The following is a 17679-nucleotide window of genomic DNA, read 5'->3' as shown; positions in this document are numbered from 1 at the left end:
ACGCCCGGCCTAGCTCGCGCCCTTCTGGGTCACGATACGATCATTACGTCCCGAAGCATCGGGATCGAGCAGCAATTCCTCACGCCGTGGCAGAGCCCCGAGATCACTCAGCCCGAAACTGCTCAGAAAATGCGTCGAGGTCCCCCATAAAATGGGGCGACCCGGTACTTCCTTGCGCCCTTTGGGCATGATCAGTCCATCCTCGATCAGGGTATCAAGCACGGTCTGGCTCAGCGAGACGCCGCGTATGCCTTCGATATCGGCACGGGTGCAGGGCTGATGATAGGCGATGATCGCCAATGTTTCCATCGCGGAACGGCTCAGCCGTCGCGGTTTCTCCACCACGCGTGTCAGTGCCGGGGCAATTTCCGGACGGGTCCGGAACTGCCAGCCTCTCGCAACCGACACCAGCTCGACCGCATGATCCTCATATCTTGCCACGATACAGGCCAGAACCGGCCCCAGAAGCGACTCATCGGCCCCCTGCGAGACCACGAACTGCTTCAGCGCCGTTTCGGTGACGGGCTCGGCACTGGCAAAAATCAGTCCCTCGACCAGACGGGAGAGCGCGTTCACGGCCTCGATCGCGCGGTCGCGATGCGTCGCTGCCTGATGCGCGTCAGTGACCGCATCCGGATGAGCGATGAAACCAGCCGTCTGTGAGGCGACCGACACATCTTCGGCCTGCTCCACTGCATCCGCAGGAGAAGTCGACCAGCCGGGCATGGGGAGTTCTGACATCAGATTTCTGTCACTTCCTGAAAGTCACCCTGAGGGGCCCGAAGCATGATCTCGGCAAAAATGCTCTCCTGACGCAATTCCACTGTGCCGCTCTTGGCCATTTCGAGCCCTGCCACGAGGGCGCTGGCCATGGCGGCGGCCCGTGCCCGAGGCGATGCGGCGGATTGCGCTGGCAAAAGCGATGTCAGTTTCTGCCAGCCCACCACCTCGCTCGTATTCAACAGGCGATGCAGGGCAGAAACGGCTTCGGTCACGGTCCAGTAGCGCGGGCGTGGTGGCGCGTAGCTACGTTTGCGTCCACGACGGCGGGTCATGGCCAGATAGGCGCCGATCAGCCCCATCAGATCCACCCGCAGCCCTGAACGATCGATACGCGTCATATCCTCGCCATAGCCACGGGCAAAGACATGTTCGCCCAGTCTGGGTCGGTCATCGAGCCATACGGCCAGCGCCCTGATGGATTCCAGCTCCTGCAATCGGCCCTGAAGTAATCCGGCGGCATCCTCAGCCTCCGCATCCGGCTCATTTTCGGCAGGGAGCAGCAGACGTGATTTAAGCCATGTCAGCCAGGCTGCCATGACCAGCCAGTCCGCGGCCAGTTCGAGCCTGATCTGCCGCGCGCCCTCAACGAAAGCCAGATATTGCTCAACCAGTTGCAATATCGAGATCTGCGCCAGATCGACCTTCTGGGCACGGGCAAGATCGAGCAACAGGTCGAGCGGCCCCTCAAATCCGGTCAGGGAGAGATGCGGCGCCGATTCTAGATCTGCGCCGCCCGCCACCATGACCGAAGAAAAGGCCGTGCTCCCCTCACCCATACCGATCAGAAAACAGCCGGTGTGCAGGCAATCGAGCGTGCATGCAGGCGCACGCAGAACGACTTTGCAGCCTGGGTGGTGTCAAACCCGCCGACGCGCAGACGATAGAACACATGACCATTGATGGTCTTTTGCTCGATCATCGGCGTACGGTCGCTCAGCAGATCACTGGCCTGCTTCGAAAGCTTGCTCCACGTCGCTTTGGCGTCGGCTTCGCTGCCAAGGGCTGCAAGCTGGACCATATGCCCGCCCGTTGCCGTATTGGCGGCAGCCGTCTTGCTGGCAGAGTCAGTGGTCGCGGAAGACGATGCCGCAGGAGGGGCCGATGCTGCCTTGGCCGGTTTCTCCGACGATGCACGCTCGGGCACAGCTTTCTCGGGCACAACTTTCTCGGGCGCAGCTTTTTCGGGAGCCGGATTTTCCGGTGCCGTCGGTGCCGCAGACCCGCCCTGATCGGCTTCACCCTGCGCTCCGGTACCTTCCGGCAGCTTCTGAACGGACGTGTCGGGCAGGCCACCAGGGGCGCTCTGCCCCGAAGCACCGGCATTATCGGCCCCCGCATCCTGCCCTGTACCCGCGCTTGGTGCTCCAGCAGGCGCCGTTGCTCCGGCAGGAGGCGTCTCGGGGGCTGTGCGCGCCGCCAGCGCCTCGGGGCGTGGCTGCTCGGGCTCAGGGGCCAGATGCGCCTCACCCTTGCCTGTCACGTCAAGATCCGTGCCATCGCCCATGATCTGCATCCCGCCCGGATCGGCCGGGCGATCGCGCACAGGGCCGGGAGGCGGGCCAATGACGGGAATACCCCCTGAATGGCCGCCCAGCAGTGACCAGCCACCCACGCCAACCACGAGCAGCGCACCCAGACCCGCAGCCCCGTAAACGAGACGACGTGTCATGATGTCAGAGCCCAGTAGCGACGCCAGACCACCCCCTGCCCCGGCGCTGCGGCGCCTGAAGACAGGTTCGTCATCGTAATCGGCGCTCAGGCGCTCACGTGGCGAAGATGCTTGTGACGATGCGCCTCGGGAGGCACCTGGTCCATCGTCATAGCTCCCGCCGCCCGTAGCGTCCGAAGGATAGGAAGGCGGACGCGTATCGGTAAAGCGCGGGTCATTGGCGCGCCTGTCCGGGCCACGGCCTGTCTCCTGGCGGGGGCGGTCATAGCCCCCGTCGCCACCCGGCTGATCGTCGCGCCAGTCTGGCGTATCGTCGTTCATCGCATCTCCTCAACCGGCTCGACACCGAGAATGGCCAGGCCACAGCGCAACACGCTGGCAACCGACGCCACGAGGGCGAGCTTGGCCAGACTCGCCGGGCGGTCCTGCTCATGCAGGAAGCGCAGCGTCGTATCCTCACGGCCCTTGTTCCACAAGGCATGGAAATCGGCCGCAAGCTCGCCGCAATAATAGGCGATGCGGTGCGGCTCACGCGTCTGGGCAGCCCCCTCGACCACACGCGGGAACGTCGAGAGACGACGCAGCACCGCGAGTTCCACATCGGCATCAAGGCGCGACAGATCGGCACCGAGCAAGGAGGCATCGCTCGTGCTGTCAGCACCGAACATGGTTTCGGCACTGCGCATGACAGAGCGGCAGCGCGCATGGGCGTACTGAACATAGAAAACCGGGTTGTCGCGCGTCTGGGCCACGACCGCATCGAGGTCGAAATCCATTTGCGCATCGGCCTTGCGGGTCAGCATGGTAAAGCGCACGGCGTCGCGTCCCACCTCGTCCAGCAGGTCGCGCAGGGTCACGAAGGTACCGGCACGCTTGGACATGCGCACGGGTTCGCCACTCTTCATGATGCGCACGATCTGGCACATCACGACCTCGAACTCGGTCCTGCCATCTGTCAGTGCGCTGACAGCAGCCCGCATGCGCGAGACATAGCCGCCATGATCGGCGCCCAGCACGTCGATCAGCACATCGGCTGCTTCGGCCTTCTTGGCGTGATAGCCGATATCATTGGCGAAATAGGTGTTGCTGCCATCGGATTTGCGCAGGGCACGATCCACATCGTCACCAAACTGGGTGGAGCGGAACAGCGTCTGGGGGCGTGGCTCCCAGTCTTCCGGCGTCTTGCCCTTGGGGGGTTCAAGCACACCCTCATAAAGCAGCCCCTTGGCGTCCAGCGCGTTGATCGCCTCATCCACGCGACCGCTGGCGAGCGTCTCGGCTTCCGAGGCGAAAACCTCGTGATGAATACCCAGAGCTGCAAGATCGGTGCGGATCTCTTCCATCATCGCCTTGAGCGTGGCAGAACGCACGATCTCGAACCATACGGAAGGCTCGGCGGCCTGCCCAGCCTCGTTCGCCAGCGCCTTGCCATGCGCAGCCGCAAGAGCCTCACCGATGGGGATGAGATAGTCGCCCTGATATTGCAGACCAGTTGGTGTCAGCGCGGCAAAAGCCTCGGTATCGACCTGCGTGCCAATGGCCTGGAGGTAGCGCCAATATGCCGCCCAGGTCAGCGCAATGACCTGCGCCCCGGCATCGTTGATGTAATATTCCTTGGTAACCTCATGCCCGGTCTTGCCCAGCAGATTGGCGAGGGCATCGCCCACCACGGCGCCACGGCAATGGCCCACGTGCATCGGGCCCGTCGGGTTGGCCGAGACATATTCCACGTTCACGCGCTTGCCCGCACCCAGACGCGACTCACCGAAACGCGGCCCGGCCTCGATCACGCTGCGCGCCACTGATTGCAGCACGTCAGGGCTGAGCGTGATATTCACAAAGCCCGGCCCGGCAGCTTCTGCCTTGGCGACACCCGGCAGCGCCACAAGCAACGGCACCAGATCGGCTGCGATATCGGCAGGACGACGACGGGCGAATTTCGAGGCCAGCAGGGCGGCATTGGTTGCCATGTCACCATGAGACGGATCGCGCGTCGGCGTTACCTCGACACGGGCCGCAATCTCGTCAGGCAGATCGGCCACCACCGAACGCAATGCCTCGCGCACCTGGTTCTGGTAACGGGCGAAAAGGCAGTCTGTGGTGGGCGTTGGTGTATCGGACATGAAAAGCCTTGCGTTCCTGACGTGTATTCTGCTGCCTGTATCAACCCAGCATCGAGAGTTCCGTCAACCGTCGATGTTCATCCATCGCAAATCGATCGGTCATTCCTGCGATGTAATCGGCCACAACACGTCTGCGCCCGTTCTCATCGCCCTGCTGTGCCTTTTCGCGCCAGCCATCGGGCAGCAGGCTTGGGTCTTCTGCCAATATCCCGAAAATCTCGCCCAGCGCCAAGCGGGCCTTGCGGGTCATGCGCTTCACCTTCCAGTGACGATACATGCGCGCATAGAGGAACTTGCGGATTTCCTTGTTCTCCAGCGCCACCTGCTCGCTGAAGGCAACCACCGGCCCTGGGGCCTGGCGGATGTCGTCTGACGATTCCGGCCGAAGCGCCTCGATATTGGCCCTTGTCTGCATTGTGAGATCGGTCACCAGCACGTTGATGACCTGCCTTATGGTCTCATGACGTATCCGGCGTTCGCGATCATAGCGCTCGGTTGCCCTTGCGCCGCTCATCGCCCGCTCAAGCGCTGGTCCCACGATCGGCAGATTTGCGATATCCTCAAAGCGAAGCAGCCCTGCGCGCAACCCGTCATCGAGGTCATGGCCATGATAGGCGATATCATCGGCCAGCGCCGCCACCTGAGCCTCAGCAGAGGCATAGCTGGCGAAATCGAGGTGATGCTGGGCGTCGTATTCCAGCAGATAGGGCGTGGGGCGTTTGACCGGGCCATTATGCTTGGCCAGCCCCTCGAGCGTCTCCCATGTAAGGTTGAGGCCGTCAAAGGCGTGATAGCGTCCCTCAAGCAGGGTCACGAGACGCAGGGATTGGGTATTGTGGTCGAAGCCGCCATGATCCTGCATGCAGGCTTTCAGCGCATCCTCCCCCGCATGGCCAAAAGGCGTATGACCAAGATCATGCGCCAGAGCGAGTGCCTCGGTCAGATCCTCATCCAGACGAAGCTGGCGGGCAATCGAGCGGGCAATCTGCGCCACCTCAAGCGAGTGGGTCAGGCGTGTGCGAAAGAAATCACCCTCGTGATTGATGAAAACCTGCGTCTTGTATTGCAGCGTGCGAAACCCCGCAGAATGAATGACGCGATCGCGGTCACGCTGCCAGGGCGAGCGCGTGGGCGCATCCTCCTCGGGGTGCAGGCGGCCTCGCGCTGTCTTGCGACGCACGGCATAGGGGGCGACATCCTGACTGATCATCCACACTCTCCACTTTGCCCGCTTTAAGAGCATGGCCGAGCGCATTATATGGGAAAACATGAGCCAGACCACGCCCCCTTCCGACGCGGCCCTTGCGGGCAGCTTTTCGGTCTCGCCCGGTGCCGCTGCCCGGATTGTCGAGATCATCTCCCAGCAGGACGAGCCCGCAGGGCTGGCCCTGCGTGTGGCCGTGCTAGCCGGGGGGTGTAACGGCTTCCAGTATCAGTTCAAGCTCGACACTGACCGGGCAGATGATGATGTGGTGATCGAGCAGGACGGCGCAACGGTTCTGGTCGATCCGGTCAGCCTGGACCTGCTGGGTGGCGCCCAGCTACAATTCGTGGACAAGCTGATGGGGGCGCATTTCACGGTCGCCAATCCCAATGCAGCCTCGTCCTGCGGATGCGGTACGAGCTTTTCCCTCGCATGAGCTTTACTTTCGCAAGCTGGAACGTCAATTCCATCCGCCAGCGTGAGAAACACGTGCTCGACTGGCTCGACCGCGTCAAACCGGATCTGCTCTGCCTGCAGGAACTGAAATGCGAGACGCATCTCTTTCCGGCAAGCTTTGCAGAGGCCGGATATCATCCGGTTGTGGTAGGGCAGAAAGCCTATAATGGCGTTGCCATGCTGGCGCGCACGCCTGTCGAGGTGGCTCACGAGCGCCTGCCCGGCTTCGCCCATGAAGCCGCACGCTATGTCGAAATCCGCATGGCAGGCATGACGATCGGCAATCTTTATCTACCCAACGGCAATTCGGGCGGGGCAGAAGGCTTTGCGACCAAGCTTGATTTTTTCGCGGCACTTGCCGAGCGGGCCAGAACCCTGCGCGATGAGGAAGCCGATTTCCTGTTCACGGGTGATTTCAATGTCTGCCCCACAGATGAGGATTTCGCCCCCGGTGCCCTGAGCCCGGGCGATGCTCTGCTTCGCCCTGAGAGCCGCGCAGGCTGGAATCGCCTGCTCTGGCTCGGGCTGACTGATGCGCTGCGTGCGCTCAAACCCTCGGGACGACACTATACGTTCTTCGATTATCAGAACGCTGCCTTCCAGCGAAACACCGGCCTGCGCATCGACCATGCCCTTCTATCGCCAAGACTGGCCGAACGTCTGGTGTCGGTCACGCCCGACCGTGATGAGCGGGCGAAAGATCAGCCATCGGATCACATCCCGCTGATTGTGACGCTGGCTTGAATACAGGGCTCTGTTGGCCGTTGCTTGCGAAGGGCGCGACGGCCTTTACAGCCCCCCCTCATCCGGCTGTCGCGGCACTGGCCACACCCGCACGAAAATGCGTCCGGGGCGCGACCGGGAGCCGACCCGTTCTCGTCGGGTGGCGGCAAGGCCGTCAATCGAAAGCGAAGGACTCGCGTCAGGGGCAGCGAGGGCTTGGCAGGGTTGTCAGGCTCTCGATCTGGCCTGACAGAACATAATCACCAAAATCGATCAGCAACCTGTCCTCGACGCCGTTCGTCCAGAGACGGTCGCTATAGGTCGAATCAGGCAAAAACGCCGCGTTGCCGACGCCAAAGCTCGCTACCGAGACCGGCACGGCGCTGAGCCCGTCAAAGAGCGCTCTGGGGCTATCGGGCTTCACCTGCGCCAGTCGCCCCAGCGTAGCATAGCTTGGTGTCGCGCCATCGGTGGAAGCCCCGTCGAACAGATCGCGCTCCAGATGCAGCACGCCCTTATGCGCGCCATCGAGCAATTGTAGGGTGAACTGCGTGGGAAAGACGACCCGTGCCGGCAAGGTCATGACCTTGGCCTCTGGCTTGGTAAAGCGCACCACCACACTGCCATTGCGCTGGCGTCTGGCCTCTCCGGCGGTCTCGCTGGTGGTTTCGTTATCCTGGCTCTGGACCGTACGGAAAATGAAGGACCGGCCCTTCTTGTCCTCGAGCGTTGCCGATTGATAGCTCAGTGCCGAGACCGTGCCATCGGCTCCGGTCACCTGCACATCGAGTTTTTGGCTGACCGACCAGGCATCGCACAGATCGTGAATCTGGTAAGTGGCCTGACCACCCGCCGTTGCCAGCGACCCCGCCTTGAGACGGGCGAGATCGAGTGTGTAGGTCACCTTATGCGCAAGCAAGGCAGGTGCAGCCTTCGGGACTGACGCCGCGTGCGCCGGGGAAGCCAGACCACCACACAGGGCCAGCAAGAGACCCGACAGCGTACCGGCACCTGCCGAGGCCACAGCCCGAAAGCGGAGCATCGCAGGCGATGCTCCTTTTACCCGGCTCAACCGCATTGCTCTGCTCCGAGGGGTCTCAGGCAGCCCCGTCCTTCTGGCCGGCTTCTTTCTGTCCCCCGTCCTTGACGACCGCAGCCTTGGGCTTGGGCGGCAGAATGGCGAGCGAAAGCTCCTTCAGGCGCGCGGGCTCAACCGGCGCCGGCGCTTCCATCATAAGGTCTTCACCGCTCTGGTTGAGCGGGAACAGGATGACCTCACGAATGTTCGGCTCATCGGCCAGCAGCATCACGATGCGGTCCACACCCGGTGCCGAGCCACCATGCGGCGGGGCGCCATAACGGAATGCGTTGAGCATACCGCCAAAGCGCGCCTCGACCACGTCCTCGCCATAGCCGGCAATGGCAAAGGCACGGATCATGACTTCCGGCAGATGGTTACGGATCGCGCCCGAGGAGAGCTCGATGCCGTTGCAGACGATATCGTACTGATAGGCCTTGATGGTCAGCGGGTCCTGCGAGTTCAGCGCCTCAAGCCCGCCCTGCGGCATGGAGAACGGGTTGTGCGAGAAGTCGATCTGCCCCGTCTCCTCATTGCGCTCGAACATCGGGAAGTCGACAATCCAGCAGAAACGGAACGCGTCCTGCTCGATCAGATCGAGTTCCTGCGCGATGCGCGTGCGCACCTGACCCGAGAACTTGGCCACGGCATCGCCTTCGCCTGCGGCAAAGAACACGGCATCGCCCGCCTTTAGGCCACAGGCTTCACGAATGGCCTCAACGCGATCGGCTTCCAGATTCTTGGCAATCGGGCCCTTGCCACCATCTTCCTCGAAGATGATGTAGCCCAGACCGCCCGCACCGGCGTCACGCGCCCAGCTGTTGAGCTTGTCGAAGAAGCCACGCGGGCGCGTACCGGCACCGGGGGCCGGAATGGCGCGCACTTCGCCGCCATTAGCCGCGATACGGGCGAACAGGCCAAAACCGGAATTGGCGAAGGCTTCTGTCACCGTGCTGATCAGGAGCGGGTTGCGCAGGTCCGGCTTGTCGGAGCCATAAAGACGCATTGCCTCGTCATAGGGGATACGACGGAACGGCGCTGTATCGACCTTGCGGCCCTTGCCGAACTCGGCAAACAGGCCACTCAGCACGTCTTCCAGAACGGCGAATACGTCTTCCTGCGTGGCAAACGCCATCTCGAAATCGAGCTGATAGAACTCGCCGGGGCTGCGGTCAGCACGTGAGGCTTCATCGCGGAAGCAGGGGGCGATCTGGAAATAGCGGTCGAACCCCGCCACCATGGCCAGCTGCTTGAACTGCTGCGGTGCCTGGGGCAGCGCATAGAACTTGCCCGGATGCAGGCGCGCAGGCACAAGGAAGTCGCGTGCACCCTCAGGCGAGGACGCGGTCAGGATGGGCGTCTGGAATTCGGTAAATCCGTGGCCGATCATGCGCGAGCGCATGGAAGCGATGACTGCCGAACGCAGGCGGATATTGGCCGCCATCTTTTCACGACGCAGGTCGAGGTAACGATATTTGAGGCGCAGGTCCTCGGGGTAGTTCTCGTTGCCCGCCACCTGAAAAGGCAGGACGGCGGCATGGGAGCGAACCTCGATCTCGCGGGCGCGCAGTTCAATGGCGCCCGTAGGGAGATGCGGGTTGCGCTGGCCGTCTTCACGCGCCACGACTTCGCCCGTCACCGTAATCACGCTCTCGACGCGCAGACGCTCGACTGTCTCCAGCAGATCCGTCCCCGAGGGGATGACAATCTGGGTAACGCCGGTCTGGTCGCGCAAATCGATGAAGAGAAGCCCACCATGATCGCGCTTGCTGTGAACCCAGCCCGACAGACGGACGGTCTGGCCGGCGTCGCTTTCGCGCAGGGCGCTACAGCTATGCGTGCGATAAAGGTGCATGGGCGTCTTCCTGATTCGTAACCACGGGGTTGCGGGGGTGTTCCCCCCGCGAATGAAGCGCAGGAAGCCGCTCCACCCCTTGTCTGTCAAGCATCGTCGAAGGTGACGGCTTCCTTCGCCATCTCTTTTGGACGTCCCGCCATGGCGAGACCCACAATTTTATCACCCTTCAGATAACGTGCGGTGAAATCGAAACGATCCGCCTCGCCGTCGATCTCGACCCTGTCGAAGCTCTGGGGCCAGCCGAGATATTCGATCTTGCGGTCATATTGCTGCGTCCAGAACCACGGCACCGGCAATGTCCCGCCAGGCAGGCCCAGCATGGTGCGTGCCGCGATACGCGCCTGACACTGCGCGGTGCGCCAGTGCTCGATGCGGTAACGCTGACCGTCATGCGCCATGCTGGCGATATCGCCCACCGCATAGACATGAGGGGCAACCCGCATGGACTCATCCACATCGAGCCCGCCTTGGTTGTTAATGGCGTAATCAGGCAGATAATCCAGCACCGGGCTGGCACCAATACCGGCCAGAACCAGATTGGCGCTGATGGTGCTTCCGTCATCCAGCGTCACAGCGCTGACTGCCTTGTCCCCCTCAATGGCCTTCACCTTGCGCGAGGCGATGAAGGCAACACCTTTCTCCTCATGCAGGCTGCGCATGGCACCTGCCACGCTGTCGCCAAGCTGCTTCTGGAATGGCAATTCGCTTTGCGAGACCACCGTCACGCCAGCCCCACGCTTGCGCAAGGCCGCCGCCGCCTCCATGCCAATAAAGCCGGAACCGATCACGACAACACTCGTATTCTTGTCCACCGCCGCGATAATCTGCTGAGCGTCCTGCGCGGAACGCAGCCCATGCACCCCTTCCAGCGTGGCGCCGGGCACATCCAGCTTGCGGGCGCGAGAGCCTGAGGCAAGCAGGATATGATCCGGCGTGAACGGATTGCCCTTCTCCAGCGTGATCAGGCGGGTTTCGAGATCGACCTTGACCGCCCGATCAATCAGCCGCTCGATCTTGTGCGCGTCATACCATTCTGCCGGGCGCAAAGCCGGAGGAGGTGCCCCCTCCTCACCCGAGCCAAGCACCATCTTGCTGAGCGCTGTGCGGTCGTAGGGCAGGTCGGGCTCTGGGCTGACCAGTACCACGCGTCCGGCAAAGCCTTCCTCGCGCAGGGTCACCGCTGCAGCAATCGCCGCCGCCCCGGCCCCGATGATTGCAACGAATTCGTGCTCGCGCATGGGGGCTGGCGCTGTCTGGCTCATGGGCTGTTTGCCCACGAGCACGCGGTCATCATGAACCTCAACCGGGTAGCGATTGAGCGGATCGAGAGCGGGCGGCTCGATCAGGCGACCACTCTCGGCCGAGAAACTCGCCTTGTGCCAGGGGCATACGAGCTGCACATCGCCCTGCAGCGAGCGACAGGCCACGCCCTGCTCCATCGGAGCCCCTTTATGCGGGCATTTTCCGTCGAATGCCCGTATCTGATCGCCTGAGCGATAGAGAACCAGCGCCTTGTCGCCGATGGTAAAGGGCGTGATGACCTCCTCCGGAAGGTCATTCAGGGCCATAACATCGGTCCAGTCCAGCAGATCTTGGCTCATGTCGTTTCCAGTGCAATCGGATGAATCAGTGTTGGATACCGATTGCAACGCCGGGAAACGGATCCGGTTGGGGCCCCTGGCTTGCGTCATCCCCCGAAAGCAGCGCGTGACGTCAGCGAGCCCGGATCGGGTCATGACGCGATACGCCAGCGACCAGTGCGAGACCTTCGCCTGCCCCCCCCCGATCTGTCCGAGCAGAGGAGGCCGCTCGACGCCTAGCGGGGCCGTGCCATCAGCCAGTCATGAACCACCCTGTTTGTCCGCCCGAAGGAAAGCGGCGTCACGCTCACATGTTTCTCGGCGATGGCACGGGTTTCCGTACCGGGTGCGTCACTCTCATGATCGCGCTTGAGATGCAGCCAGTGATAGGCCGCACGGCGCATATCCTCGCGCGCCACAACCTCGACATCGCGCAAGAGCCCGCGGCCCTGCGTCGTCACCACGGCCTCCTTTGCCTCGCTGGCCGGACAGGCAGGAAAATTGATGTTCAGGCAGGCGGGCTCCGGCAGCGCAAGGGGGGCGAAGGCAGCAATGACATCGGGTGCCAGTTTTCGGGCTGTTTCCCACGGCACATTATTGCCGTCGCTGAAAGCCTGACTGAGCGCAAATGCAGGCAGGCCAAGAAGCATTGCTGTCATGGCCGCCCCCACCGTACCTGAAAACACCGTCTCGACGCCCAGATTTGCCCCACGGTTGACCCCGGACAGGACAAGGCTCGGGGCCGCGTCACCCAGAATATGCCGTGCCGCAACGGCCACACAATCGCCCGGCGTGCCGGTCACGGCGAAGCGCCTTGGCCCATGCTGATGCACACGCAGCGGGTCATGCAGGCTGAGTGCATGTGAGATTCCACTCTGATCCCGCGCCGGGGCAACCACCCATACATCATCCGACAGCTGCGCCGCCACGTCCTGGAGGACCGCCAGACCGGGTGCGTCAATGCCATCATCGTTGGTCAGAAGGATACGGCGGAAAACAGGATGGCTCATTAGGGAGTTTCTCCTCACGGATAGCGGGACGGACAGAAATCATGCCCCGACGCCGGACATGGACGAGCGACCCTGTCACGGTCTGTCGGCGGGCAAAAGAAAACCCGGCGTGAGGGCCGGGTTTTCCAGAAATCAGTCGTGGGCCTGAGGCTTCTGTCTGAATGGCACTGAGGCCGCACATTACAAAAATCAGCTCGGATCAGGCCATGATGACGGGCTCAGAAGGAATCGTCGCCCCAGCCGCCGCCGCTGTCACCACCCCAGTCTCCGCCGCTATCGCCGCCATTATTGCCCCAGTCATTGGCATCGTAATTCTGCCCGGCGTCCTGACCGCCCCCGGCAAAGGGATCGTTGCCCGCACCGCCGTAATTGTTGTTGATGATGGTTTCACCACCACCAAAACCCCCTGCAGCATCGGCGCCATGATGTCCTGAAAACAGGCTTTCAATGGCATTGGCAGCCAGCATACCGCCCGCCACACCGGTGGCCGTGGTGAGCGCCGAACCGAGAAAGCCCGTGCCGCGCTGCTGGAACATGCCGGTCGAGTAACCCGGAGGCAGATTGGCCTGCGGCGGCGGAGCGTAGCCTTGCTGGCCATAACCCTGCTGACCGTAGCTTTGCTGGGGCTGACCACCCCAGCCCGGAGGCGGTGCCGATGACTGCTGGCGATTACCGCCGCCAAACAGACCACCAAACAAACCACCACCGCCCTGCGGGCGCTGCTGCTGTGCCTGTTGCAGCTGGGACTGCGCCTGCTGCAACTGGAATTCGAGCTGGCGGATACGGTTCTGCGCTTCGGCCAGCGCCACTTCCTGCACCACAGCCATCTGGGTCACGCGGTAGCGGGCTTCAGGATATTTCTGGAAGTTATCCGCAATCCAGCGATCCGCCTCGGGATCGACCGGAGGCAGATTGGCCGGGGCCTGAGAGCCGCCAAACCCGCTATTCGGCGCTCCGCCGACGCGGGCAACGAACTGCGAAATAAGATCACGCTCTTGCTGGTTCATGGGGATGACTCTCCATCCGGTCAAAATGATAACGGCATATAATGTGGTTTGGGTCGGAAAGAGTTGCAAGAGCCCGGCGCAAAGGCCAGGCCTATTGAGTGTGGCACCTGAGATTGGCTTGTTTGGGCTGTCGGGGTAGAACAGGGCAAGTGAACAAGACCGGAGCCTCGATCCTTGACCCCCTTGCCCGAAAACGGCGGACGCCCCCTTTCCTTTCAGGATCTGATCCTGCGCCTGCATCAGTTCTGGTCGGCACAGGGCTGCGCCCTGCTCCAGCCCTATGACACAGAGCTTGGCGCGGGCACGCTCTCGCCGCACACCACCTTGCGGGCATTGGGGCGCAAGCCGTGGAAGGCCGCCTATGTGCAGCCCTGCCGCCGTCCCTCAGATGGCCGCTATGGCGAAAACCCGAACCGTCTTCAGCATTATTACCAGTATCAGGTGCTGCTCAAGCCAACACCCGAGGACAGCCAGCGCCTGCTGCTCGACAGCTACCGCGCCATCGGGATCGACCCGGAAAAGCACGATATCCGCTTTGTGGAAGATGACTGGGAAAACCCGACCATCGGCGCCTGGGGTCTGGGCTGGGAAGTCTGGTGCGATGGCATGGAAGTCACTCAGTTCACCTATTTCCAGCAGGTTGGCGGCATCCCGACCGTCGTACCCTCAACCGAGCTGACCTACGGGCTCGAGCGTCTGGCCATGTATGTGCAGGGCGTCGAGAACGTCTATGACCTCGACTTCAACGGTCAGGGCCTGAAATACGGCGATGTCTTCCTGCGCGCCGAGCAGGATTACTCGCGTCACAATTTCGAGCTGGCCGATACCGAAATGCTCATGCGTCACTTCCGTGATGCCGAGGCGGAGTCTGTCCGGCTGGCCGAAGCCGGTGTCGCCCAGCCAGCCTATGACCAGTGCGTCAAGGCCAGCCATCTGTTCAACCTGCTCGACTCACGCGGTGTGATCTCGGTCTCGGAGCGTGCCTCTTACATCGGTCGCGTGCGCAATCTTGCGAAGCTGTGCTGCGAAACCTGGCTTGCTGGCGACGAGGAGTCGAAATAATGGCCGAATTCCTTCTCGTTCTCGATTGCGAGGAAATTCCCGCCCGGATGCAGGAAACGGCGGGGCAGGATCTGGCCCGTCTGGTCAGTGAGGCCCTCTCGCCCCTGTCACCCGTAAACGTCACAGCTTTCTGGGGCGCGCGCCGTATCGGCGTCTCGCTACAGATCAACGATCAGATTGCTGAAACGACGCAGTCCGAGCGCGGCCCGCGCGAGAGCGCGCCCGAACAGGCGCTTGCCGGTTTTCTGCGCAAGCACGGTGCCGAGCGCGATGCGCTCGTGCTCGAAAACGGTTTCTGGGTGCTTAATCGCACGCTGCCAGCCATCACCGCTTCCCAGCAGATTGCTGCGACCGTTCCCGGCCTGCTCTGGCGCTTTCCCTGGCCCAAATCAATGCGCTGGGGACAGGGCAGCTCTTTCACCTGGGTACGCCCCTTGCGCCGCGTGATCTGCCTGCTTGACGGCAAGCTGGTGCCTTTCAGCCTCGCTACCGACGCCGATGATGCCCACGGGCTCGTGGCCGGTACGCAGACCGAAGGCCATCGCTTCATGGCACCGGAAGCGTTCGAGGTGACGTCCTTCGAGCAGCTCAGGAGCGAGCTGTTTGCCCGCAAGGTCGTGCTCGACCCGGCGCAACGCCTGTCGATCATTCGCGACGGGTTGCAGGCTCAGGCCGAGAGGGCCGGCCTGACCCTTGTGCAGGATGACAAGCTGGTCGAGGAAGTTTCGGGTCTGGCTGAATGGCCCGTTGCCCTGCTTGGGCGTATCGACGATGCCTATATGGATCTCCCGCCTGAAGTGATGCAGGTCTCGATGCGCATCAACCAGCGCTATTTTGCGCTGCGCACGGCAGACGGCAAGGCAGCACCGCATTTCGCATTCATCGCGAATATGGACTTTGGCGATGGTGGCGCCCTGACCATTGCAGGCAACGAGCGCGTGCTGCGGGCACGCTTTGCCGATGCCCGCCATTTCTGGGATCTCGACCGCAAGACGACGCTGGCCGATCGTGTTGCGGCGCTCGATGCCGTGACCTTCCATGCCCGCCTTGGCAGTCAGGGCGCGCGCGTCCAGCGCATCGTGACGCTGGCCGGTATCGTGGCACAGGCGATGGGGCTGGATGACGCCGCACAGAACCACGCAAAACGGGCCGCCCTGCTGGCGAAGGCCGATCTGACCACCGGCATGGTCGGCGAGTTCCCCGAACTTCAGGGCATCATGGGTGGCTATTACGCCCATCATGACCACGAAGGCGATGCGGTTGCGGATGCGGTGGCAGAGCATTACATGCCGCGCGGCCTGAATGACGACACGCCGCGCGCGCCTGTCTCGGTCGCCGTGGCTCTGGCAGACCGTCTGGATCTGCTGACGGCCTTTTTCGCCATGGGCGAGACGCCAAGCGGCTCCGGCGACCCCTATGCGCTGCGTCGCGCGGCGCTAGGGATCATCCGCATCATCCGTGACAACCAGTTGCGCCTCGATCTGACAGCCCTGATCGCACAGGCTGCGCAGAACCTGCCCGAAGGCCTGCGCGAAGGCGGCGAGCTTGCCGCCCTGCCCGGCTTCCTGGCCGAGCGCCTGCGCGTGCAGCTCCGCACCGAGGGCGAGCGTCACGATGTGCTAGCCGCCACACTGGCAGGTGGACTGGATGGCGACCTCGTACGCCTTCTGGCCCGCACCTCGGCACTGGCCGAGATGGTGGACACGGATGACGGACGCAACCTGCTGGCGGCCAGCAAGCGCGCCGCCAATATCCTGCGTATTGAGAACCGCAAGGACGGCCCGCATCAGGGTGAACCCGATGCGGCACTCTATGTGCAGGATGAGGAGCGCGCTCTGGGCCACGCTCTCGCGGCCGCCCGCAAGGATATCCACGATGCCTTGGTGGCAGAGCGCTTTGCCGATGCCATGCGTGTGGCAGCAGGGCTGCGCCCGAGCCTCGATCAGTTCTTTGCCGAGGTAACGGTCAATGATCCCGAGCCTGCACGACGCCTCAACCGCCTGCGCCTTCTGGCCCAGATTGGTGAGACACTGACCGAGATTGCCGAGTTCGGCCAGATCGAAGGCTGATATCGACGCCTGCCCCTGTCTCCAGCATCTGAGGCGCTGGAGACAGGAGGCTCCTGCCTCCGCCGAGGCAGCACCGCCGACAATGCTTGCTGCATAGCCATCCTGCGGATAATGCAGTCGCAAGCTGTTCCCGGAGGTTTTGTCAGCCACAGTCTATCTTCTTATCAGACAAAAGCGCCCATCTGGGCTTGGAGAATGCATCGTCGCGGGTATCGGCTGATATCAAGGCCCTGCAAACGACTTGCGCCGTGACTCCGCGGAAATGCTCCCTCATGTTCCCGGTTCCGGCTTATGGACGATGGCGCCTCAAACTCCCCAGCCCCCCAAAAGAGTCACGCAGGGTTCCTCGCGCCTACGCTCTGACCATGATGCGTACTGACCGCACGAAGAAGCGGCCCGCGTCAGGCTTCCGATTAGTGCCCTATCGTCTCGCCCGGCGGGGCGCGTCCGTGGCCGACCAGACTGGCATCCTGATAGGCCGGTCCAAACGCTCCGATTGGTGTTCCTGTTGTCGGATCGTGCCCCGGTGCTCCATCCCCCACAGGAAGAAACTGCCGCCCAAAATCCACGATCCTGCCAATCGTGGTGCGCCGTAAAGGCGGCGCCGCCATCGGGCGAGGCACTGGTGCGGGCTCCCAGTGTCCCGATCCCGCCAAAGGGCCATTTGAGGGCGGAACCATCTTGCTGGCAGGCATATCGAACTGAAGCGGCAGGACAGTTGAGAACCCTTTTGCACGGGCCGGACAAGGCAGTGAGGCAGCCGCGCAGGCAATAACTATCATTATCCGCACACGGTCTTGGATCATCCCGAACCTTCCCGAAAAGCCAGAGAGGCGATCTTCAAGTTCTCACCCGGAGTCGCACAACAGTTTTGAGGCTCAGGCACCATTTCCTGCGGAGTTTTCCCGAGGCTACGACCATATTTCCCGAGCGGTCGCTCGGCTCCGAAGCGGGAGCCGCCGGAATACGACGCCTGCACCTCACCGGAGCAGATGAATGCCTGTTGTTCATGAAAATCGATTGGTTCGATCCATAATATCAATTGGATCGATTGACC

15 protein-coding genes are annotated in these 17679 nt (G+C 62.5%); 4 read left to right on the top strand and 11 right to left on the bottom strand.

All coding sequences use genetic code 11. The features are described from left to right. Positions 1-9: 9 nt before the first annotated feature. From scpB to ED655_RS05235, 5 genes are read right to left on the bottom strand one after another with little or no spacing between them, the layout of a single operon-like run. Positions 10-741: an SMC-Scp complex subunit ScpB gene (gene scpB / locus ED655_RS05255; protein ID WP_240993511.1), complete on the bottom strand. Its 732-nt coding sequence runs from the start codon at positions 739-741 to the stop codon at positions 10-12. Further along, positions 741-1526: a segregation and condensation protein A gene (locus ED655_RS05250; protein WP_122049337.1), complete on the bottom strand. Its 786-nt coding sequence runs from the start codon at positions 1524-1526 to the stop codon at positions 741-743. The genes scpB and ED655_RS05250 overlap by 1 nt, the downstream gene beginning before the upstream one ends. 38 nt (positions 1527-1564) lie before the next feature. Further along, complete coding sequence (locus tag ED655_RS05245) at positions 1565-2773, bottom strand: SPOR domain-containing protein (protein ID WP_122049279.1); 1209 nt, start codon at positions 2771-2773, stop codon at positions 1565-1567. Next, positions 2770-4575, bottom strand: a complete 1806-nt coding sequence (gene argS / locus ED655_RS05240; protein ID WP_122049278.1) for an arginine--tRNA ligase — start codon at positions 4573-4575, stop codon at positions 2770-2772. The genes ED655_RS05245 and argS overlap by 4 nt, the downstream gene beginning before the upstream one ends. A 40-nt stretch (positions 4576-4615) precedes the next feature. Beyond that, positions 4616-5785 (bottom strand): deoxyguanosinetriphosphate triphosphohydrolase, encoded by a 1170-nt coding sequence (locus ED655_RS05235; protein ID WP_122049277.1) that lies wholly within the window; start codon positions 5783-5785, stop codon positions 4616-4618. 58 nt (positions 5786-5843) lie between these two features. Between ED655_RS05235 and erpA the strand changes: the two genes are divergently transcribed. Together erpA and xth are read left to right on the top strand one after the other, a co-directional pair. Then, a complete protein-coding gene (gene erpA / locus ED655_RS05230; protein ID WP_062165699.1) occupies positions 5844-6215 on the top strand; it encodes an iron-sulfur cluster insertion protein ErpA in 372 nt (123 codons plus the stop codon). Next, complete coding sequence (xth, locus tag ED655_RS05225) at positions 6212-6979, top strand: exodeoxyribonuclease III (protein ID WP_122049276.1); 768 nt, start codon at positions 6212-6214, stop codon at positions 6977-6979. Before erpA ends, xth begins: the two co-directional genes overlap by 4 nt. 178 nt (positions 6980-7157) lie before the next feature. On the opposite strand, the gene ED655_RS05220 is transcribed toward xth, so the two are convergent. From ED655_RS05220 to ED655_RS05200, 5 genes are all read right to left on the bottom strand, one after another. Next, the gene (locus ED655_RS05220) at positions 7158-8000 is read right to left on the bottom strand and encodes an EipB family protein (RefSeq protein WP_162993400.1); all 843 of its coding nucleotides are present in this window, start codon (positions 7998-8000) and stop codon (positions 7158-7160) included. A gap of 55 nt (positions 8001-8055) precedes the next feature. After that, positions 8056-9891: an aspartate--tRNA ligase gene (gene aspS / locus ED655_RS05215; RefSeq protein WP_122049274.1), complete on the bottom strand. Its 1836-nt coding sequence runs from the start codon at positions 9889-9891 to the stop codon at positions 8056-8058. 86 nt (positions 9892-9977) lie between these two features. Next, complete coding sequence (locus ED655_RS05210; protein WP_162993399.1) at positions 9978-11495, bottom strand: FAD-dependent oxidoreductase; 1518 nt, start codon at positions 11493-11495, stop codon at positions 9978-9980. A 215-nt stretch (positions 11496-11710) separates the two neighbouring features. Continuing rightward, positions 11711-12484, bottom strand: a complete 774-nt coding sequence (surE, locus tag ED655_RS05205) for a 5'/3'-nucleotidase SurE (RefSeq protein ID WP_122049272.1) — start codon at positions 12482-12484, stop codon at positions 11711-11713. Between the two features lie 218 nt (positions 12485-12702). After that, a complete protein-coding gene (locus tag ED655_RS05200; RefSeq protein WP_122049271.1) occupies positions 12703-13491 on the bottom strand; it encodes a DUF2076 domain-containing protein in 789 nt (262 codons plus the stop codon). Between the two features lie 174 nt (positions 13492-13665). On the opposite strand from ED655_RS05200, the gene ED655_RS05195 reads away from it, so the two are divergent. Beyond that, positions 13666-14553, top strand: coding sequence for a glycine--tRNA ligase subunit alpha (locus ED655_RS05195; RefSeq protein ID WP_031240773.1), 888 nt, complete (start codon positions 13666-13668; stop codon positions 14551-14553). Beyond that, positions 14553-16622 (top strand): glycine--tRNA ligase subunit beta, encoded by a 2070-nt coding sequence (gene glyS, locus ED655_RS05190; protein WP_122049270.1) that lies wholly within the window; start codon positions 14553-14555, stop codon positions 16620-16622. Before ED655_RS05195 ends, glyS begins: the two co-directional genes overlap by 1 nt. Before the next feature lie 413 nt (positions 16623-17035). Here the strand turns inward: glyS and ED655_RS15465 are convergent, their stop codons facing one another. Then, positions 17036-17404 (bottom strand): hypothetical protein, encoded by a 369-nt coding sequence (locus tag ED655_RS15465; protein WP_162993398.1) that lies wholly within the window; start codon positions 17402-17404, stop codon positions 17036-17038. Between the last annotated feature and the right edge of the window lie 275 nt (positions 17405-17679).

Source organism: Asaia bogorensis (assembly GCF_900465345.1).
Classification (GTDB): Bacteria; Pseudomonadota; Alphaproteobacteria; order Acetobacterales; family Acetobacteraceae; genus Asaia; species Asaia bogorensis_A.
This window is presented reverse-complemented; position numbering and strand designations above follow the sequence as displayed.